The organism is Dokdonella sp., assembly GCF_049593775.1.
Taxonomy (GTDB): domain Bacteria; phylum Pseudomonadota; class Gammaproteobacteria; order Xanthomonadales; family Rhodanobacteraceae; genus Dokdonella.
Map to the genome: position 1 here is coordinate 1 of NZ_JBAWHJ010000025.1, position 21,231 is coordinate 21,231.

At 60.1% G+C, this 21,231-nt stretch carries 13 protein-coding genes and 1 pseudogene; 9 read left to right on the plus strand and 5 right to left on the minus strand.

Annotated elements, in window-relative coordinates; translation table 11 throughout:
• The coding region (locus tag WBP53_RS00820) for a hypothetical protein (RefSeq protein ID WP_423924966.1) at positions 1-701 on the plus strand (701 nt) is incomplete at its 5' end.
• A gap of 100 nt (positions 702-801) precedes the next feature.
• A complete protein-coding gene (locus WBP53_RS00825; RefSeq protein ID WP_423924968.1) occupies positions 802-1,620 on the plus strand; it encodes a transporter in 819 nt (272 codons plus the stop codon).
• A 122-nt stretch (positions 1,621-1,742) separates the two neighbouring features.
• Here WBP53_RS00825 and WBP53_RS00830 read toward each other — a convergent pair.
• Positions 1,743-2,758: pseudogene (locus WBP53_RS00830) on the minus strand (integrase core domain-containing protein); the annotation flags it as partial.
• A gap of 239 nt (positions 2,759-2,997) precedes the next feature.
• Between WBP53_RS00830 and WBP53_RS00835 the strand changes: the two are divergent.
• The 3 genes from WBP53_RS00835 to WBP53_RS00845 all read left to right on the plus strand — a co-directional run bounded on the left by WBP53_RS00835 (position 2,998) and on the right by WBP53_RS00845 (position 6,262).
• Entirely contained in the window at positions 2,998-5,097 is a 2,100-nt protein-coding gene (locus WBP53_RS00835) for a hypothetical protein (RefSeq protein WP_423924970.1), read from the plus strand.
• A gap of 123 nt (positions 5,098-5,220) precedes the next feature.
• Positions 5,221-5,535 carry a DUF1153 domain-containing protein gene (locus WBP53_RS00840; protein WP_423924972.1) on the plus strand — a complete coding sequence of 105 codons (315 nt, stop codon included), beginning with the start codon at positions 5,221-5,223 and terminating at the stop codon, positions 5,533-5,535.
• Between the two features lie 118 nt (positions 5,536-5,653).
• Positions 5,654-6,262: an IS3 family transposase gene (locus tag WBP53_RS00845; RefSeq protein ID WP_423924974.1), complete on the plus strand. Its 609-nt coding sequence runs from the start codon at positions 5,654-5,656 to the stop codon at positions 6,260-6,262.
• Positions 6,263-6,361: 99 nt separating this feature from the next.
• Here the strand turns inward: WBP53_RS00845 and WBP53_RS00850 are convergent, their stop codons facing one another.
• From WBP53_RS00850 to WBP53_RS00865, 4 genes are all read right to left on the minus strand, one after another.
• On the minus strand, positions 6,362-8,914 hold the full coding sequence (locus WBP53_RS00850) for a fused MFS/spermidine synthase (protein WP_423924976.1): 2,553 nt from the start codon (positions 8,912-8,914) through the stop codon (positions 6,362-6,364).
• A 76-nt stretch (positions 8,915-8,990) separates the two neighbouring features.
• Positions 8,991-10,544, minus strand: coding sequence for an arylsulfatase (locus WBP53_RS00855; RefSeq protein ID WP_423924978.1), 1,554 nt, complete (start codon positions 10,542-10,544; stop codon positions 8,991-8,993).
• Positions 10,545-11,055: 511 nt separating this feature from the next.
• The gene (locus tag WBP53_RS00860; protein ID WP_423924980.1) at positions 11,056-13,461 is read right to left on the minus strand and encodes a tetratricopeptide repeat protein; all 2,406 of its coding nucleotides are present in this window, start codon (positions 13,459-13,461) and stop codon (positions 11,056-11,058) included.
• A 271-nt stretch (positions 13,462-13,732) separates the two neighbouring features.
• On the minus strand, positions 13,733-14,953 hold the full coding sequence (locus WBP53_RS00865) for a CaiB/BaiF CoA transferase family protein (protein WP_423924982.1): 1,221 nt from the start codon (positions 14,951-14,953) through the stop codon (positions 13,733-13,735).
• A 210-nt stretch (positions 14,954-15,163) separates the two neighbouring features.
• Between WBP53_RS00865 and gabT the strand changes: the two genes are divergently transcribed.
• The 4 genes from gabT to WBP53_RS00885 all read left to right on the plus strand — a co-directional run.
• Positions 15,164-16,447 carry a 4-aminobutyrate--2-oxoglutarate transaminase gene (gene gabT, locus WBP53_RS00870; protein ID WP_423924984.1) on the plus strand — a complete coding sequence of 428 codons (1,284 nt, stop codon included), beginning with the start codon at positions 15,164-15,166 and terminating at the stop codon, positions 16,445-16,447.
• 218 nt (positions 16,448-16,665) lie between these two features.
• Positions 16,666-18,483 (plus strand): PLP-dependent aminotransferase family protein, encoded by a 1,818-nt coding sequence (locus WBP53_RS00875; protein ID WP_423924986.1) that lies wholly within the window; start codon positions 16,666-16,668, stop codon positions 18,481-18,483.
• Between the two features lie 113 nt (positions 18,484-18,596).
• Complete coding sequence (locus WBP53_RS00880; RefSeq protein ID WP_423924988.1) at positions 18,597-19,487, plus strand: carbon-nitrogen hydrolase family protein; 891 nt, start codon at positions 18,597-18,599, stop codon at positions 19,485-19,487.
• 54 nt (positions 19,488-19,541) lie between these two features.
• Positions 19,542-21,231 (plus strand): TonB-dependent receptor (locus tag WBP53_RS00885; RefSeq protein ID WP_423924990.1); only part of this gene is annotated, 1,690 nt, incomplete at its 3' end.

Below are 21,231 nucleotides of genomic sequence, written 5' to 3' on the forward strand. Positions count from 1 at the left end.
CGTCTGTTTCATCCCATGCCGTTGCGGCAGAAGGCGATGCCTGGAGCTGGGTAGTGGCTCCCTACATCTGGGGCGCCAGCATCAGCACGGACCACTCGCGCGATGTCCCTCCTTCCGAATCAAGCTCTGATTCAAGCTTCAAGAACATTCTCGACAAGCTGGATGGAGCATTCATGCTTCACGTGGAGGGTCAGGGTGACCATGTTGGCGTGTTTGCCGACTACCTCTACCTGAGTCTCGGCGATAGCAGGAGCTTCAACCTGCTGCGCACCGATTCGGATCTCGATGCCACGCTGTTTGACCTCGCCATGGTCTGGAGCCCGAGCGGTGAGCGCTTCAACGGATTCGAAGTATTCGGTGGCCTGCGCTACATCGATGTTGATCTCAAGATCAAGTTCGAGCCGACCAATCCAGAATTTCCGACCCTCAGCGTCAACCCGGGCGAATCGTACAGCGACTTCCTGCTTGGCTTCCGCTACAAGTGGGATTTCGGAAATCGCTGGGGCATGACAGTGCGTGCCGATGGCTCCTGGGGCGATACCGATGGCACTTTCAACACCGCAGCCACGCTTAGCTATGCGATGAAAAATGGCGAGTGGTTGTTTGGTTACCGTTACATGAATGCCGATCTTCCAACCGATGTCAGCAACACGGATTTGACCCTGCACGGTCCGCAGTTCGGTTACGGTTTCAATTTCTGATTCGAGACCTGCTGACGGTCACTTCCTGGTCGAGCTGGAATGCCGGCTTGACCAGGACAACAGCTGCCATGGCGGCGTGCTTTCAAGAATGGAAATGAATATGGGTCTTTCACTTCGCAACACACTGACCGCCACTGCTTGCGCCATCATCTGCGGATACTCCGCTGTCGCGCTGGGGCAAACCTCCGAGGATGAACTTGCCAAGCAATTGTCGAACCCGATTGCGAGCCTGACCAGTGTTCCATTGCAGCTCAACTGGGATGACAACGTTGGTCCGGCTGAGGAAGGCACCAAGACCACGCTGAACGTCCAGCCGGTCATTCCGGTCTCCATCAGCGAAGACTGGAACATGATTTCGCGCACCATCGTGCCGATAATCAGTCAGGGCGACATCTTTCCCGGCGCCGGCAGCCAGTTCGGGTTGGGTGACACCACCCAGAGCCTGTTCTTCTCGCCCAAGGCGCCAACCGCCAGCGGCTGGGTCTGGGGCGTGGGTCCGGTCCTGCTGATTCCGACTGGTACCGATGACCTGTTGGGTACCGGCAAGTGGGGTGCCGGCCCAACGGCGGTTGTGCTCAAGCAGACCTCCAGCGGCTGGACCTATGGCGCCCTGATCAACCAGATCTGGTCATTCGCAGGTGACGACAATCGCGCCGATGTAAATGGCACCTACTTCCAGCCGTTCCTCGCCAAGGGGCTGGGCAAGGGACGTACGATCAGTGTCAATTTCGAATCGTCATACAATTGGGAGACCGACAAGGCGACGGTTCCCTTGAACCTTGCGTACAGCAAGGTCACACGTTGGGGCAAGCAACTGGTCAGCTTGCAAGGTGGCGTTCGCTACTACGTGGAGCAGCCACAAAGCGATTCACAGTGGGGCCTGCGCTTCGTCGTGACATTGCTCTATCCAAAGAAATAGCCGAGCGATCAACTCAAGTTGCGGATTTCGTTGGAACCGCGTCCGCGACGACGAGAACTGGCGAAACTTCCCAGTTCTAGCGCCGGTTGATGTTGGAGATTCCGACAATTTTTGAATGCCCGAAACGCCTTCGCGAATTTCGTTGGTGCAGCATCGCCCGGCGCCAAATTCGGACGGAAATGGTTGCACCCATTTTCCAGTTTTCCGCTCTTTTCCCGGGCGTTTTCGAGCGAGTGGAATCAGTGCGCATTCAGGCGCTCGGGTCTGAAGGATTCATTGAAGGGTTCGCTGAACGAGTTGTCCGTTGACTTGTCTGGGCGCGAGGAGTCGATCGTGATCCCGGGGTCGTACGCCCTCTGATCCAGCGCTTTGCTGATGGACTCCGAACAATTGTCAGCTGGTATTCGACTCGGTCCTCCGGTCTTGATTCGGTTGCGTTCCAATTTGTCCGTCACGTCCTCGCCTTGAAGGATTGACCGACCTCAATGGCCAGGTGCAACCAGTCGAAGTTGTCAGCCACCGTCAATCCTCGACGGTGCCGACCATCGAAGAGTGCGAAGAATCAAAATCAATGCTCCAACCTTGTTGGGGCGCCGTCAGTTCTGGCCGCTGCAGTCGATCGGTCGCTGTCTTGCGGCGGCGCGAGAGTCTGGTCCAGAGATTCAATCATGCCAGCACTTGCAAGCGATGCACGCATTTGTGCTTGATCTCCCGGCGAAGAAAGTCACGGAATCGGCGTGCTCCTTGGCGCACGCGGACTGGGGCAATTTCCTGGATGCGTTGGGTCAAGGGTGCATCCAGCCGCGGGGTTTGCGGCGCGTACTGGTCGCGGTCGTACGCGATTGCTTGAGCAGCCGACACAACCCCGAGATTCACGCGATTTACCTCATGCAAATGGCCGACCAGTGTCTTGAACTCCGCTGGCCTCAGAGCATTCTTTGGATGACATGGTGCAGCATGGCCTTGTCCGGAATCAGGTCAAAGACCAGTTGATTCGGCTTGCGATTCTCTTCTTCCAGTATCGCCAACTGCCATTGGAGAAGCCCATGTTCCCGTATGCCTCGGCCACGGTCGGCTTGCGCTCTGCCTGACGCATGGCGAACGCAATCCGTTCTTCGGAGTACGTCGACTTCTTCATGAAAAACGTGCCCCTCAACTCGGGTCGTTTCGCCGAAATCGTCCAGTTTTGGCTGGTGCCGATTCCCAGGAAGTTGTCAGGCGTGCCAGGATAGTCTGAAGAAAGCCCTTGAGTGTGTGCGACGCTAGGCTCTCGTTGCCCTTGTAGGGGTGTAGGCCTACTCTTCAGGCTGTCGGAAGCTGCGTGAATGGGCGCCGACACCGACCACCCATGCAAGAACAGACAAGAGAGATGAGAGCGTGAAAAAGCCGACGATTCAATCCACGAAAGGCGCCGCTCTCGCCATCTTGGCCGCACTCCTGCCCGTGTCTGCTTTCGCCACTAACCGTGTCGAAGGGCGAGTAGAGGCGGCCGGTTCGCCGGTTTCCGGGGCAGGCGTGACTCTTTGGCTGGCGGGCCAGGGCTCGCCCGAGAAGATCAGCGAGACGACGACGAACAATGAAGGCCGTTATGATTTGGCGATTGCCAAGGGGCGCGACAGCAGCGGCGTGTACTACCTGATCGCTGCGAGCGGCGAATCGACGCTTCGACCTGGCAAGGGACCGAATCCCGCAATCACCTTGATGGCGACGTTGGGGGCCAGGCCTCTGCAGCGCGTGACGATCAACGAGCTCACCACCGTTGCCTCCGCATGGACGGGCGCTCAGTTTCTTGACGACACTGCATTGAGCGGCAATGCACTGGGGCTCAGGATCGCTGCCGGAAACGTGCCGAATCTGGTCGATCTTGAAACAGGAGGCCTGGGCTCGGTGATCATGGATTCGCTGAACAGTTCGCAGACCACCACGTTGGCCAAATTCAATACGCTGGGCATTCTGCTGTCGGGTTGTGTCACCGCTATACCGGACGCCTGCAGCAAACTCTTCGAAGTGGCCACGCCGCCGGGCGGGATCGCGCCAACCAATACGCTTTCCGCAGCGCAGAATATCGCCCGCCATCCGTCTCACAATGCGGAGAAACTATTCGGATTGCTGGACGAATTCCATCCCGTCCCGGCAGGAAAACGCTGGCGCGACGTGGCCAACATCCCGTACCTCAACTTCGCGCCCAGCGCGTGGACGCTGTCGCTGGTTTACTCCGGGGGTGGCTACAACGGAGTGGGTGGCATTGCGATCGATGCTGAGGGCAACATGTGGTCGGCCAACAACTTCCTGGCCGGGGGGCAAACCACGATATTTTCCTGGGTTGGTGGCGGCATATCGAAATTCGCGCCGAACGGGAAACCACTTTCGCCGATGATCACGGGCTTTCGCGGTGGTGGTGTTGACGCTGCCGGATGGGGCCTAGCGGTTTCCGCAGATGACAAGATATGGGTCACAAGCATCATCGGCAGCACCATTTCCCAGTTCGATGGCAAGACTGGTGAGCCACTTTCGCCCGAGTCCGGCTACAACCTCGGCGGAAAGCTGGGGCAGATGCAAGGCATCATGGTCACTCCCAAGGGTGACGTATGGACTCTGGACAACGAGCACAGCCAGATCGTCTATCTGCCTCAAGGCGATGCTTCCAAAGGCCGCATTTTTGGCCGAGCCGTGGACGGCAAGCCGGTAGATGGCAGCCTTCTGGTCAACAAGCCGTTCGGCGTGGCCATAGACCAGCAGGATCGGATTTGGGTCACCAATAGTGGCTCCAACACCGTGACCCGCTTTCCGGCCAGGGACCCAGGCAAGGCCGAGGAGATTGAGGTCGGGTACAGCCCGCACGCCATCGCCATCGACAGCAAGGGCAATGCCTGGGTGGCCAATTCCATCGGCCACCCCGGCAAGATGGAGATGCTGGCATTCATCAAGGAAAAGCTTGAAGCGAAAATAGCGAGTCACGAGGATTCAACCTCGGCCGAGGTACGCGCAGCCAAGGAGTGGATCGATCTGTGGGAGATCAGCGACAGGTATCCCGGCGGCGATGTTTCGATGATCCGCCCAGACGGCACGGTTCTTGGTCCTTTCGATTCCGGCAAGAACATGAACGGGGCCTGGGGCGTTTCCATCGACGGCAATGACAACGTCTGGGTCTCGAATTCCATGAGCCACTCCCTCACCCAACTGTGTGGTGTGCGCACCGAGACCTGTCCGCCGGGCGTTGAAACAGGCGATCCGATTTCTACCCCGGGCGGCTACATCGGCGGTCTGCAAACCGTTACGGGCGTCGCTCTTGATCCCGCCGGCAACGTCTGGGTCGCCAATAGCTGGGACCAGACACGTGCCGGTTTCCACCAGGTGCCGGATGAGGCGTCGTCTACCCGCTTCGCAGCCAATAGCACGGTGGTTTTTTTCGGGCTGGCCAAGCCGGTGGACACCCCGTTGATAGGCCCTCCTCAAGCGCCATCCTCGTCACCCTGACATGAAGGTTCGCGGGCGGCGGAAACATGATCTGCGATATGCCCGGACATCAGGAGCCGGCAAGTCTGCAATGTATTGACCCAGTAAATATCTGCTCAGGTGCGACCTTCGGAGGAAACACCGATGAGCGCAGTGATGGAAGAAGAGATCAAGTATTGGACGGCACAACGTAAATCCGCTTTGGTCCTGGAGATCATCCAGGGCAAGACGACGGTTACCGAAGCCAGTCGTCAGTTTGATTCGACGCCTGCAGAGATTGAGGAATGGGTCGATCAGGGCAAGTCGGGAATGGAGAGCGCTCTGCGTGCGAAGCCTGAGGATGTGCGCGAGCAGTACGAGCGCCAACTGAAGGATCTGCAGGAAGCCTACGGCGAAGCGATGCTGGAGCTTCGCGCAGGAGAAAATTTGCAATCCCTGTTGGTCAAGGACGAGACCTGATGGTCACGATCCAGCAGGGACTGCGCGAGGAGAGCGTTGAGGTGTCGACGGCACGTCTGTGCCGCTGGTTCGAAATGCCGCGGCGTTCGGGTATCGCACCGTGGCGGGCTTGCTCGACATGAACAAGAACACGGTGCAGCGCATCTTCCAGCTCAAGGGCTGGCAGGTGCGCAAGCGCGCCGTTGGTTGCCGACCACGCATTGAGGCGAAGAAGTCGGTGGCCGAACGCCCGGACCAGCGCTGGTCAACCGATCTGTGTCGAGTGTGGGGCGGTCGTGACGGCTGGCTGGTCCTGGCCTTGGTGATCGATTGCTACACGCGAGAACTGCTGGGCTGGCATCTGTCGCGCAGCGGCAAGGCGACAACCGCAGCTGCAGCCTTGGAGCATGCCCTGATCGCTCGCTACGGAACACTGGGACGCGTGAAGGCGCCGTTCCTGCTTCGCTCCGACAACGGCCTGGTCTTCACCAGTCGCAGCTACACCCGGCTGGTTCGCAGCTATGGATTGCAGCAGGAGTTCATCACGCCGTACTGCCCGCAACAGAACGGCATGGTCGAGCGCGTCATCCGTACAATCAAGGAGCAATGCGTGCATCGGCATCGCTTCGAGAGCCAACAGCACGCCAGTCGAACTCTCAGCGACTGGATACAGTTCTACAACACCGAGCGGCCTCATCAGGCGCTCGCCATGAAAACCCCCGCTCAAGCGTATGCTTTAGTGGCCTGACCTGTGCAGAAAGTGCCGGGTCAAACCATGTCAGGGGCGCATGTTGAAGTCCATCCGGCTTCAAGCGCCGGATGGAACGCCCAGCGAGACGTTGCTCTCCTAGCGGTCCGTGCCTCCGAACCAGCGATAGTAGGCGTTGTCGCCATCGCCCCGGAGCACGCGGTTCAGATCCCGCGCCCACAGCTCCCGATGACCGGCACTGCCATTCAGCGCGGCCTGATAGAACAGCAGCAGTCGCTGCCGATCCTCGGTAACAGCTGCCTCGAAATCGGCGCTGGCACCCAGCAGTGGCGGATTGCTGCGAAGCATGATCAGGTTTGGCAGCACGCGTTGCAGTTCGTCATGACGGACCCAGTCGGCGTATTCGATGCGAGGTCGATCGTCGGTTACCGGGAGCGCATCGCCGGCATAAGCCTCCAGCCCAGCGCGATCGGTGATCCAGGTAGCCATCAGGGCTGCAGCCGAGTCAATGCCGACTTCGGACAGGGCGCTGGCAACTTCGGGCTGACTGAACCGATCGACGATGCGTGGGACTTGCAGGTTGACGGGGGCCATTGACCCGACAAGCAACATTTCGTGCAGCTCGGTCGACCACAGAGAGGCATGTGGAAACACGTCGAGAAAACTGCGCACCAGCGATCGGGTGTCTTCATCGTTTTGCGTGGGCAAAGGGAGCCACTGGGCCAGGATCCCTTCGGGCTGCAACCTTGCTCGCGCAAGCTCATAGAAATCTGTCGAATACAGATTGGCCACGCCAGCCGCCGATGGTGGCGGTGGCTCGAGCGTAATCAGGTCGTAGCTCTGTTCGCTACTGAGCAATTCGCGCCGGCCGTCGCGCAGGCGAATGTCCAGGCCGGGGTTGCTGGCTGCGCCGTAGTTGCCTTCAAAGCTGGACGTGGCATCGCGCACCTCGGGCAGCAGCTCGGCAACCACGCGTTGCTCCAGCGCGGGAAAGCGGAGCAGGGCGCCGGACGTGATGCCGGTACCGAGTCCGATAACCAGCGCCGACCTAGGTTCGCCGTTGTGGATAATCAGCGGCAGGAGGGCTTGCAGGCGCATGTAGCGAAGCGAAGGCAGGCTGTCGCCAGTGTTTGATACTCCCTGGATGAACAGGCGGCGAAATGCCTTTTGACCCGCCAATTGCTCGATAACGGCAACTGTTCCACTTTCGCCTTCCTTGTAGAAAACCATCGTGCCGCCTCCCCGCGTATCGGCCAGCAAGCTGGCAAGGCGGTCCGTTGGGGTCAGGACGGCTGCGCCGGCGGTGATCACGGCAACTGCTACCGCCACCCAACGGGAAGGGCTGCGACCCGTCGCGCCGCGAAGTGCAGCAAGCAAGCCAAGTATCGCGGCGATGACGGCCAGAATGGAGAGTGTTCGTACCAATCCGAATCTCGGAACCAGAGCAAAACCGGTGATCGCCGTTCCAGCGATTCCGCCCAGTGTGTTCCACGCGACGACCTTGCCGATCCCGCGTCCAACATGCCTGGCATCGACGATCAACCTCAGTGCTGCTGGAAACGCAGCACCGAGGAGTATTGTCGGCACCAGAACAAAATAGATTGCTGCAATGGCGAAACGGGCGCACATGCCGGCAAGCCTGCTTTCGGTCAGGTCGAATACGAGGCGATCTGCACTGGACTGGAGATTGCCCAGCCAGGGGCCGAGCATCGTAATCTCGACCAACGCGACCATTCCTGCGGCGGCGATGAGTACGCCAAACATTCCCCAGGCATCCCGAACCCGATCCGCGCGACGAGAATACAGGGCCGCGCCGATTGCCAATCCGGCGAGGTAAGTTGCCAGCATCACGGAGAACGCATAGCTGCGCGTGCTCATGAATTGCACGACCGTTTGCGACCAGACCACTTCGTATCCCAATGCCAATCCGCCAGCGACAGCGTAAAAGGGAATGGCAATGGCAGAGGATTTGAGCAGGGCAGAGCTGCCGGAGTGCGGCTCACTTTCGGGTTGATTCGACACACGGCGGTCCAGCAGGAATCCGCCAGCTGCGGCGAACAGCCCGAGACCCGCGGCAGCCAGCGCCGAGCCATGGATACCGAATGCCGGTATGAACACAAAGGAGGCAAGCAGCGCACCGACGATAGCGCCACTGGTATTGGAGGCATACATCCAGCCGCCGCCGCTGCCAATGCGGTCGGGCGCAAGCTGGAGAGATCGGACTATCGCCGGCAGAGTGCCGCCCATAAGGAATGGGCCGATAGCCACCATCAGGAATACCAGTGACCAGGCTAGCGCGCTGCTCTTCTGCTCAAGTGATGCGAAAAGCGGGGCTGTATGCGAGAGCGCCAACGTCATTGCAAGGCCGGCTACGGCAACGCAGACTTCCAGCCATGCATAAAGGCGCAATGGCCTTTTCATCCGGTCTGCCCGGCGGCCAAGCAGCAAGCCGCCGAGTGCAAGCCCGGCAAAGAAGGCGCTAACACCGGTTGTTACGGCGTAGACATCGACGCCGACAATCAGCGCGAGTTGCTTGATCCAGAGGATCTGGTAAACCAGTGCGGCCGCGCCTGAGGCGACCAGCAAGCCGGCGAGACAGGAGACGCAGATACTACCTCGGACGGGCGCCCCATCCCGGTCTGATCGTGACTCTGCAGCAGTCAATTTGCGCGGACTGGTTTTTCTGGACATGTCAGCCACAAAAAAGGGCCGTACCCGATTGCAACGAGTACGGCCCAGAGTTCATTGCACGTTTCAGTAAATGACGTCAGTTGCTGGCTGGCGGCGGTGCCGAGAGCTGCTTCATGACTTCATCGAGGCTGAAGGTTCCGACCTTCTGGCTAGGCGGGAATTCCCTGAAGGTGGCGAGGAACTGAGCCACGTATTCCTGCGCCGGAACAAGCAGGAAGGCCCGGTCAAGTCGCCATTTCGCGTAGCCAATTCCGATCTGGTCAGCTTCCTCGAACGGATCGGTGCGAAGGTTGAAGAGCTTCGGGAAACGCAGTTGCGTGAACGGTTCTTCCCAGACAGCAAGGCCGTGTGCGCGCTGCTCCTGGAACACCAGTTTCCACTGATTGAATCGCAGTGCCACCAGCGAGCCATCATCATTGAAGTAGAAGAACTCCTTGCGCGGGCCTGGAGCATTGCCGGCAACTGCGTCGGTAATGTTGTAGCCGTCAAGGTGCACCTTGAAGGTTTTCTTGCCAACTTTCATGCCCTTCAACAATTGTTCCTTCACGTCCGGAACGCCGACAGCGGCCATCAGGGTTGGCAGCATGTCCATGTGCGAGAAGATGTCATTGTTGACCGTTCCGGGCTTGATGACCCCAGGCCACTTGATCATCGTCGGGACGCGGTACGCACCCTCCCAGTTGTCATTTTTCTCGCCACGGAAGGGTGAGGTGCCGCCATCCGGCCAGCTGAACTTCTCTGCGCCATTGTCGGACGAGTACATGACAATGGTGTTGTCGTCGAGACCGAGCTCGTCGAGTTTGTCCAGAATCTGACCAACATGAGCATCATGCTCGACCATGCCATCGGGATAGACACCAAGGCCCGTCACGCCCTGGCTCGACTTCTTCAGGTGAGTGAAAATATGCATGCGGGTGGCATTCCACCAGAGGAAGAACGGCTTGTCGGACTTGGCTGCCTTTTCCAGATACTCGAGTGTCGCCTTGGTTACCTCGTCATCGATGGTTTCCATGCGCTTCATGTCGAGCGCGCCTGTGGACTCGATTCTCTGGGTCCCGTCGTCATTTGCCCAGGTATGGATCACACCGCGGGTGCCGTACTTCTTCTGTAGTGCCGGATCCTTGAAATAGTCTTCATTTTCAGGCTCCTGCTCGGCATTGAGGTGGTAGAGCGAGCCGAAGAACTCATCGAAGCCGTGCGCGGTGGGGAGTGTCTCGTCGGCATCGCCCAGGTGGTTCTTGCCGAACTGGGCAGTCATGTAGCCCTGTGCCTTGAGCAATTCGGCCAGGGTGACGTCGCGAGCCTGAAGACCTTCCTTTGCACCCGGCAGGCCGACCTTCAGATTGCCGGTTCGATAGCCGCTCTGTCCGGTAATGAAGGCTGAGCGGCCGGCAGTACAACTCTGCTCGCCGTACCAGTCAGTGAACATTGCGCCTTCTTTGGCGACGCGGTCGATATTGGGTGTGCGGTACCCCATGACGCCCTGGTTATAGGCGCTGGTGTTGTACCAGCCGATGTCGTCTCCCCAGATTATGAGGATGTTCGGCTTCTTATTGGCTCCGAGCGCAATGCTTGGAGCGATCATGATCGCAACAAGGATGCTGATGAGGAACAACAACGGACGTTTCATATGGCGAGCTCCTGACGAGTTTGACTCAATATCCTGCTTGCAACGGCCGATCGGCCCTTTGCGTCCCAGGAAGTCATCGTGACTTTGCGCAACGTTTCCCGAGGGCGGCAGCTTAACGCAGTTGGCCCAGACACGCCGCCGTCATTCGACGTGAACATTTGCATCTCCGGGGCTTTCGCAGCGCGCGAACCTGTTGCCGAGCGGTCGGAACATCCGCATTTCCCATGGCGAATGCAGTTGCGATTGCCCAAGTCAACGCCCAGGGTACCGGGGTCGCGCAATCCTTGCTGCGAACTCGAAAAGCCGGGTTCGACCATTGCGCCGCACGATGGGCGGTGTTCAATGTGCTGGTCGCCCCATCGTGCGGATTCTGCTGCGGACCGCTCGAGTCATGACGCCCGTTCGAGCGAGCGTGATCAAGCAATACTGCTTGGTCACGCTTCGGTGTGCAAAGTCGCAAGGGCGACCAGTGCTCACGATTTCTGCAGGCAAGGCGGACCTTGCACGCGTCTTAGCGCGCGTTGGTCGCCTGCAATAGCGACATCGCCCTGGGATCCTCGGGAGCGACACTGATGAAGCGATTCGCGAACTCGCTAGCAACTGGCATGTCGCCATCTTCGAGTGCATAGGATGCCCGTGCGTAGAGCAGATCGGGCGCATTCGGCGCCCCGTCCAGTGCGCGGTCGAGAACCTGCTGTGCCTTTTGTGGCTGGCCGTCTGAACGCAAGGCCACCGCATAGACGTAGGCAAAGCGCGTGTTGGCAGGTGCCGAAGCATGGGCCTGTGCAAACAGCTCCAGTGCTTCCTTCGTGCGCCCTTCTCGAATGCGTAACAAACCCACGGAATGGACCAGCGTGGGATCGTTAGGCACGGCCGCCAGACCTTCGTCCAGGGTACGTGCCGCTTCGGTTTCACGTGCAGTCGCCCGATACAGATCGGCCAGATTGGCATAGGCCGCAACGAATCCGGGATCGAGCCTGATCGCATGCTGATACTGGGATTCCGCACGCCCCGGATCATTGCGCTCTGAAAAGTAAATGCCCAGGTTGAGGTGCGCTTCGGGTCTTTCCGCAATGGCCAGCTGACTGGCCTCGAAAGCTTCGAAGCCGCGCTCGACGTCGGCGCGCTGCTGAGGCGTCAATGCATTCATGTCGGTTGGCGCAAGGGCGCGCCCTGCACGCGCACGCACCGATTGGACTTCGTCGCTGGTGGACGGTATTGCCTTTGAGCGCAGCTGCACCGGCAGTCCGGTCAACGCGTCCAGCGCCGCGATCCGTACCATCGGGTCCTTGTCGGCCAGGCCATCCGTGATCGCGGCGAGCAGCAAGCGGCTGGGGAAGCGTTGCATTTCGGCGAGGGCGGTGGCTCTTGCGATGCCCGGTACTTCCGGGTCGGCAAACAGCCTGGCCAGGTTCTGGACTGAACCGGACTGGCCATTGCGTGCGGCATGGAAAGCCTCGCCCCAATTCTGGAAACCCTTGCGCTCGGTACCGAACCACTCTTCGATGGCTGCCGCTGCCCATGCCGGGTCCTGATCCGTGTGGCAGTTGTTGCAGGCGTTGGGTGTCTCCAGCGCTTCGCTCAGATCAGGGCGCGGAATGCGCATGGAATGATCATGGCGCGGGTCCACGACCATGTAGGGCCGTGTCGGCATGTGGCAGTTCGCGCACTCGGCACCGGCGCTTCCTGGTTGATGGTGGCTGTGCTCCGCGACATCGTATTTGGCAGCACTGTGACATTGCCCGCAAACGCCGTTGCCGGGCAGGCGCAGCTTGGCCGTGTGTGGATCATGGCAGTCGCTGCAGGTGACCCCTGCCGCGTGCATCTTCGACTGCAGGAACGAGCCGTAGGTATAGACCTCATCCAGTTGCTGGCCATCGGCGAAGTAAAGGGTCTCGGTCAGCAGCGAAGGATTGTGCGTATCGAGAAGGCGACCCGTCGGATCGGCATGCGTGCTGACAGAGCCGCGACGGGCGTGACACACCGCACAGGTCTCGACTTCGAGATTGTCGCGCATCGGCGTGCTGCGACTGGCATTGCCCGTGGCCGGATCAGGGATCCAGGTGACGCCCTGCCGTTTGTCGAGTGGAATCGACAAGCCCATGCCTGCTGCATCGCTCGCATCGTTGGGGTCGCTGGCCCAGGCGACATGCGCCGAGCCAGGCCCGTGGCAACTTTCGCAACCGACATTGAGGTCGCTCCAGGTGGTCGCGTAGCGATCCGTGGCTTCGTCGTAGTTCCGCTGCAAGTGGGTCGAGTGGCAGTCAGCACACATGTAGTTCCAGTTTTGCTGGCCCTTGGTCCAGTGCAGTTCGTCCTTGAAATCGACGTTTTCTTCGGGATAGAGATGAAACCAGCGTTGCCCGCCTTCTTTCGCGGGCCGTGAATCCCACGCGATGGAAAGTGCCTGCATGCGCCCATCGGGAAACTTGATCAGATACTGCTGCAAGGGATACAGGCCAAACGTGTAACTGATCTGGAAGTCGTCCATCTGACCATCAGCACCATCGGTGCGCACCCAGAACTCATCGCCGCGGCGGAAGAAGGTCGAGGTCGTATTGGCATAACGAAAGCTCGCATCCTTGAAATCGCCGAGCACGGTTTCCAGCGTGGCATGTTGCATGGCCTTGCCATGTTGCGATGTTTGCCACAAACCGAATTGATCGGCATGACAGCCACTGCACGCATCAGCCCCAACATAGCTGGCCGGTTCCGAGATCTTGCCGGTTGCGACTTCAGCCTTTTCGATTGCCACCGGCGCGCTTGAAACGGACTTCGGCTCGGAAGTTGGATTGCCCAGAAAATGGATCAGCCATGCAATCGCGACCAACGCTGCGACTGCAAGCAACCAGTGCCAAAGAGGGCGGCGAGGCGGATTGACCAGAGCAGGCGGGCCGGGCTTTTGTCGTTTTTTCATCATGATTCCCTGAACTTTCATGATCGCATGCGGAAACGCGTTTCGTCACTCGGCAGCGCTGTGCATCCCGCTGACAAGAGAAGCAGCTGCGCTCACATGCAACAGATGCAGGCACGCCCCATTGATTGCCAGGCGCTCCCTCGCGGGACACAAGAGCGAGCGAAACGCAGGGCTCCTCAAGGATGGGGTGCCTTCTCATGCCACGCGTCAGGCCTCGTCCATTTCCTCTGGAATGCGCTACGTGCGATCTGTGCGCCCGGTAGTGGTTTGGTCACCGGCTTGGCGTTGAGCGACCTTGTGCGGATTCAAGCTCGGCTCTGACTTCATCGTTGTGTTCGCCCAGTCGGGGTGCCGGCTTGCCCAGGTTCAGGCATGCATCGGAAAACCGGATCGGCGTACGTACGCCCGGAGCCCGGCCCCCCGCACAATCCGGCGCTTCCAGATCCAGCTGCATCTTTCGGTGCCGGACCTGCGGATCATCGAACACCTCGTCAAGTGAATTGATCGGGCCGGCCGGAACGCCGCGTTGCTCCAGATGCTCGAGAATTTCACGTCTGTTGTACTGCCCGAGCAGCGGCGACAGGCGCGCAACCAGAACGTCCCTCTGGCGGACCCGATCGGCATTTCTGAGAAAGAGCGGGTCGCTGGCGAGGCCAGGTTCGCCGACTACATCGCAGAGCTGCGCGAACTGATTGTCGTTGCCCACCGCAAGCATGATGTGACCATCCTTCACCGCGAAAACCTGATATGGCACGATATTCGGATGGGCATTGCCGTGGCGGGACGGCACCACGCCGGAAACCAGGTAATTGAGATTCTGGTTGGCCAGCATCGCAACCATGGTGTCGAGCAGGGCAATGTCGACATGCTGGCCGCGACCGCTGCGTTCGCGCTGTGCCAGGGCCGCCTGAATTGCAATCACGCCATGTAGCCCGGCAAAAAGGTCGCCGATGGCGACGCCGGTTTTTTGCGGTGGCCCGTCGGCATCTCCGGTCACGGACATGATTCCGCCCATGGCCTGGATCATCGCGTCATAGCCTGCCCGCTGCGCATACGGACCGTCCTGGCCGAAGCCGGTGATCGAGCAGTACACGAGCCGTGGATTGATCGCAGCCAGGGATGCATGGTCAAGGCCGTATTTGATCAGGCCGCCGACCTTGAAGTTCTCGATAAACACATCGGCTCCGGTGGCGAGTTCTCTCACCAGGGCGATGTCCTCGGCGTTGCGCAAATCCGCAACCACGGAACGCTTGCCACGATTGCAACAATGGAAATACGCCGCCTCGCGCTCATTGCCTTCGGCATCGCGAACAAAAGGCGGCCCCCAGCGTCGCGTGTCGTCTCCCTCGGGTGATTCAACCTTGATCACGTCGGCACCAAGGTCGGCCAGGGTCTGCCCGATCCATGGTGCGGCCAGGATACGTCCCAGTTCGATCACCTTGAGTCCGCTCAATGGCGCTTGTGCCTGCATCGATGGCTTTCCCTCTGTCATTGACTGCCATCCTATGGTTCCAGTCGCGACAACGCACCATGCGGCTACGCTCGGGCACGAAACCCCGGCTCCATCGTCCCGCAAGTCAACCGCAGCGCCCCCTCCTCCGGATCATCGAACAAACCATCTGGACCCATGACCTGATAGTGTCTGGACCTATGAGGCTTTGCGAGGTGCCAGCAAGCTGCGTGCAACCATTGGAGTTCCACCATGACCCAGAATCGCAATCTTTTGCAGCGGCGTGAAAGCGCCGTGCCACGCGGTGTCGCCACCGCCATGCCGGTTTTCGCCGCGCGCGCGCTCAATGCCGAAGTGTGGGATGTCGATGGTCGCCGTTACGTTGATTTTGCCGCAGGCATCGCCGTGCTGAATGTTGGCCATTGCCACCCGCGCGTGGTCAAGGCTGCACAAGAGCAGCTGTCCCAATTCACGCATACCGCATTTCAGGTGATGGCCTACGAGCCCTATGTGGCTGTTGCCGAGCGCCTCAACGCGATCGCACCGTTGGCTGGTCCGGCCAAGACCGTGCTGTTTTCCACGGGCGCCGAAGCGGTCGAGAATGCAATCAAGATTGCTCGCAAGGCGACCGGGCGTTCGGCAGTCGTGGCCTTCTCCGGCGGATTTCATGGCCGCAGCTACATGGCCATGGCGCTGACCGGAAAGACGACTCCCTACAAACGCGGATTCGGCCCCCTGCCAAACGAGGTCTACCACCTGCCGTTTCCGATCAGCCATGAAGGAATCTCCGTCAAGGATTCGCTCGATGCCCTCAAGCGCCTGTTCAAGGCCGATGTGGAAGCTGATGAAATCGCCGCATTCATCATCGAGCCGGTTCAGGGCGAAGGCGGATTCCACGCCGCGCCACAAGAGTTGATGGAAGCACTGCGCGAAATTGCCGACAAGAACGGCATTCTCCTGATCGCAGATGAAGTGCAGACGGGATTCGGGCGCACCGGCAAGATGTTCGGCATCGAGCATTCGGGCGTCAAACCCGATCTGATGACGGTGGCCAAGTCCCTGGCCGGAGGCATGCCACTTTCAGCCGTGATTGGCCGCGCAGAGATCATGGACGCGGTAGAGCCGGGTGGTCTCGGTGGAACCTATGCAGGATCGCCAGCGGCATGCGCGGCAGCCCTTGCCGTGCTGGATGTCATGCAGGATGAAGGCCTGGTCGAGCGTGCGAATGCGCTGGGCGATACTGTCGTTGCGCGCCTCCAATCCATTGCGAAGCGCGACGATCTGCGACCGATCGGTCACATTCGTGCGCTCGGTTCGATGATCGGGTTCGACCTGCTCGCCGCGCATGGCAGTGACGAAGTTGACCCAGTGGCAGCCAACGCGGTGGTGCAGAAGGCTCATGCCCTGGGCCTGATCGTGCTCGGCTGCGGTTCGCTGCGCGAAGCCATCCGCCTGCTGTTCCCGCTGACAATTCCCGAAGCACATCTCGAGGAAGGCCTGAAACTGCTAGAGCAGGCGCTTGCGATCACCGACTGATTCGAGCAGCCGGCCGGACTTTATTCGGCAGGTGTGCGAATCCGCCTGTACGGTCGACTTTTCCTGCGCTTTTCGGCCCATGGAACCACCATGAGTCTGCAAGGCGCAGAGAATCCGTCTTCATGCAGCCGAATTCTCGCCTCAACCGGCAAAGTCCGGCGGGCTGGCAGCCCGGGCATGGCGCGTACGGGTGGCACTGGTATTCTGCGGGTGGAACCGTGAATTCCGCGATCAGGCGCGCACCCCGCAACATGGATGATCTCAACATCGTGCTGGATCCGGCCAGTCCGCTGAGCCTCCAGCATCAACTCCGGCAGAAATTGATCGATGCCATTCATCGTGGCGTGCTGCGTCCGGGGCGGCGCCTGCCTTCCTCGCGCAGTCTGGCCGAGCGAATCGGTGTCGCACGCAACACGGTGAGTCTTGCCTACGATGCCCTGATTGCTGAAAACCACCTGGTCAGCCGGGCCCGCAGTGGCATCTTCGTCGCCACCGATGTTCCAAGCGTGCGTATTGCCGTCGGTCATCGCGGGGGTGGTCAGGAAGGTCCATTGGCAACGCGTTTGCCGCCCGCGCCGATCGATGAAGGCTTCCGCTGTCCCGGAAACTGGCATCAGTATCCGTTCCCGTTCATCGAAGGCTGCGTCGACGCCGCCCTGCTGCCGAATACCGAGTGGCGCGAGGCCTTGCGGCTGGCGTGCTCCCGGCACGAGATCGATGGCTGGAGCCGCAGCACGATCGACATGGACGATGCCGAGCTTATCGACCAGATCCGCGGCAAGGTCTTGCCGGTACGCGGTATCGATGCCAACGCCGATGAAATTCTGGTCACGCTGTCGGCCCGGCATGCCCTGCAACTGGTGGGCAGCCTTCTGGTCGGACGTGGAACGCCAGTAGTGCTGGAAGCACCAGTCGACGAAGAATTCGAGCGGCGCCTGCGCGATCGTCAGGCGGATCTTTCGATGCTCGACGAATATGAAGATCGTCCATTGCCGCGCGCGGCCGTGGTGGTCACGAGTGCGCGACGCAGTTTTCCCTCGAACTCGGGTCGACCGCGCCAGTTGCTGGCCATGATCGCCGCAGCGGATGGGGTGCTGGTCGAACACGACATGCCGCCCGGCGCGCGCGATGGCAGCCACATTGCGCCCGCGTTGCGGGCCATGGATGCGCAGGGGCGCGTGATCTACATCGGCAATCTTTCGCCGGCTGTTTCCTGCGGCGAGTCGCTGGGTGTGGTCGCCAGCGTGCCGGCCTTTATCGAGCGCTTGCGTCAGCTGCGACGTATACAGGGCACCGCACCGCCCACCCTGATCCAGCGTGGCTGGTCCTACTTCATCGGGCTTGGTCATTATTCGGCCGCCCTGGTCAAGACAGGTCGCGTGCTCGAAGGTCGACGCATTGCCCTGCGCGATGCGCTCAACCACTACCTGCATCAGCGCGTCAGCATCGAAACCCTGCCGGGCGCGAGCGCCTACTGGGTCACCTTGCCCGAAGCGGTTGATACACGTGACTTTGCCCGTCAGGCTGCGGCGATCGGCGTACTCGTCGAGCCAACCCGGCTGGAAGGGGGGCGAGAAGCCCTGTGCATGGGCATCACCGGAATATCCGAAGAGAAGATCCGTGATGGCGTGAGGAACCTGTCACGACTGATTCGCGGTGATCTGGCCATGGCGCCACGACACATCGACGACGAGCCGATCAAGCCGCTGAGTGCAGCGGCGCTGCGCAGAACCATCTCCGGTGCAACGCTTCTTTACAGCACCGTGTATGGAGACCCCGCCACCCTGGAAATCCGCAGCGACGGAGAAATGGTAGGCACCGCTGGCTACGCCGGCGAGGATTGTGATCGGGGTCGCTGGTGGATAGAGGAGGGCCGCTGGCATCGCCAATGGCAGCGCTGGGCCTATGCGGAAGTATCCAGCTACGCCGTCGTGGTCGATGGTGATCAGTTGCGCTGGTATGGCGCCGACGGCATTCTCGCCGACACGGCGGTGATCACGCGCACTGCGTCAGGCAAGCGCAAACCGGCGCGGTAGCGATCTCCGGGGTCATCTATCTGGCCCCATACCCAACCTGCAACTGGCACTAATGACCCGTAGCGGCTGCCGCTAACGTCGATGATGTCATCCGACGGTAACGGAACCCTGCCTTGGTCCAGTCTCTTTCATCCACGTCCGACAGCGGCCGCGAACCATGCTTCGGCATCGCCGGCCTGCAGACGGACTACTCCTCTGGCGACAATATCGGGCAGCTTGCCAGTGAAGTCGCGACCATCGCCAAGCGCTTTCCCTGGGTACGCATGGTGGTTGCGGGTGAGCTCTGCGGATTCGGCGGCAATCCGGAATTCGCGCAATGCCTGCCAGGCGATGCCGAAGCGCAACTTTGCGAAGTGGCCAGGGCGCATGGGCTGTGGCTGATACCCGGATCGCTCTACGAAAAAGTCGACGGTGCCGTGTACAACACCACGCCGGTGATCAATCCTGAAGGACAGGTCGTCGGTCGCTACCGCAAGATCTTTCCGTTTCGACCCTACGAACGCGACATTACTCCCGGCAACGAATTTCTCGTTTTCGATGTGCCCAGGGCAGGGCGTTTCGGGCTCTCCATCTGCTACGACATGTGGTTTCCCGAAACCACGCGCTCGCTGATCAGTCTCGGTGCGGAAGTGATCCTGCACCCGACCATGACCAACACGATCGATCGCGATGTCGAACATTGCATCGTGCGAGCCAGTGCGGCTACCAATCAGTGCTACATCGTCGACATCAATGTCGCTGGCGGCATGGGCGTCGGGCGTTCAGTGATCTGCGGCCCCGGTGGCGAAGTGATCTATCAGGCCGGCAGCGTGCGTGAAGTGATTCCGTTTGAAGTCGACTTCGGCTACCTGCGTCGCTGCCGTGAGCGTGGCTGGCAGGGACTCGGCCAACCCTTGAAGAGTTTCCGCGACAACCCGGTGGTCTATCCAGCCTATGCCGCTGCCAGGGCGCCTTCCGAAGCGCTTACGCGATTGGGCCAGCTTGAATTGCCACAACGTGATTGACCCAACAACCAACAACCCGATGTCTACCGAATCAGCACTATGGGGAACGCCAACATGACCATGCAACGCAAACAGAATTCCGCGGCGGTACGCTGCCGCACTCGTCACACACTTCTGGCCGTGGCCATTGCGTCGGCCCTGATCACCCAGGCCCAGGCGCAGGAAAACGCGGGTGACTCAACCGAACTTGCGCCGATCACCGTCACCGCCCAGGGTCGCGAACAGGACATCCTCAACGTCCCCTACAACATCAGTGCCATTTCCGGAGAAGCCATCGAGGAAATGCACATTCTCGATACTGCCGAACTGATGCGACTCATCCCGGGTATCGGTGTCGTCGATCGCGGTGCGCGCAACTCCAGCGTCGTCAACGGTATCCGCATCCGTGGCCTCAACGTCGACAGTTCCGCGCTCGGCGACTATGCGGTGACCGCAGAACCGACCGTTGCGACCTACGTCGACAACGTACCGCTATACGCAAACTTCCTGCTCTCGGACATCGAACGCGTTGAAGTGCTGCGCGGTCCACAGGGAACGCTGTACGGATCGGGCGCCCTGGGCGGCGCCGTGCGCTACATTACGCGGGCACCCCAGCTCGATGCTTTCGGTGGCCAGGTCAGCCTGAGTGGATCCAGCGTTGACGGTTCGGATGGCATTGGCGGATCAGGCTCGCTGACCCTCAATATTCCGCTCTCCGATACCTGGGCGCTACGCGTCAACGGCATGGTCAACGACTTCCCGGGCGTCACCGACTACGTCAATCTTTATGAGCTTGATGCCCAGGGTATTCCGGTCGCACCCGATGGCGTGCTCTCGGAAACCGCGGTGTACCGCAGCAAAAAGGATGCTGACTTCGTCAAGCAGGCTTATGGCCGTGCATCCCTGCTCTGGAAGCCGAACGATGTTGTCGACTTTACCCTCAGTTACATGGCTCAGGCCGATCAGTTCGGCGGTCGGCGTGCGTCGACCTACGGTGATGATGGATATGGACGTCCCTACCGGGATCTCGAAGTCGGCTCGATCCAGGCCGAACCGGCTGCACGTCACGTCAATCTGACCAGCCTCGAAGCGAACTTCGATCTCGGCTTCGCCACGCTGACCTCGAGCACGGCCGACTACAGCCAGAAGGGCGACATCACCAGTGAGAACACCGGCTTCTATGCACAAAACGGATGGCTGGCGGCGTTCTACTACAACTACCCACGCCCGATGGCCACTGCAGAACGCGGCTACGCTGACGATGCCTTCATCCAGGAGTTCCGCCTTGTCTCCGACGGCGGCGAGACTTTCGACTGGGTCGCCGGCGTGTTCTATCGCGACCAGGATCGCAGCAGCTATCAGAACAGCCTCTTGCGTGGATTCAAACAGTGGTGGGACGCTGCCTATCCGACCGCCACCGACGCCGTGATCAGCGATCAGGACTATCTGTACAGGCAACAGGAGAACTTCAAGGAAACCGCCATCTACGGCGAACTGACCTGGAATGCCAGCGACACCTTGAGCTTCACCGGCGGCTTCCGCTACTTCGATGACAAGAACACGACCAACGTGCAGCAGACTACCGGTCTGTACTCCTCGTTCAACGTGAGTTCGACATCGACCGGCACCGAGAAGGATGACGGCACCCTGTTCAAGGGCAATGTCGCCTGGACATTCTCGCCCGAAAACATGCTCTATGGAACGATCTCAGAGGGCTATCGTCGTGGCGGTACAAACGGCGTCCCGACCGATGGCTTCTTCGGTG